This window comes from Salmonella sp. NW884 (genome assembly GCF_051700745.1).
In the GTDB taxonomy this organism is placed as follows: domain Bacteria; phylum Pseudomonadota; class Gammaproteobacteria; order Enterobacterales; family Enterobacteriaceae; genus Salmonella; species Salmonella enterica.
The window spans coordinates 1-260 of record NZ_JAMMDE010000060.1; the positions used below are offsets into that span (position 1 = coordinate 1).

Below are 260 nucleotides of genomic sequence, written 5' to 3' on the forward strand. Positions count from 1 at the left end.
GCGCTGGTCGCCACGCTTGCCGGCACAAAATATGACACCGGGCTGGATATCCTGAAGCTGGAGAACATCGCCGCGTACTTCCGCGAGGTGCGCAAAAAGTACCACGCCTTTGAAGGCCAGCTGAAGGGCTACGACAGCCGCATTCTGGTGGCGCAGGTACCGGGCGGGATGCTGACCAACCTGGAAAGCCAGCTGAAGCAGCAGAACGCGGCGGACAAACTCGACCAGGTGCTGGCGGAAATCCCCCGCGTGCGCGAGGA

The 260-nt window shown here is 62.3% G+C and carries 1 pseudogene; it reads left to right on the forward strand.

What is annotated here, in order from left to right:
- Positions 1–260, forward strand: a pseudogene (locus NA197_RS23525) (sodium-extruding oxaloacetate decarboxylase subunit alpha); the annotation flags it as partial.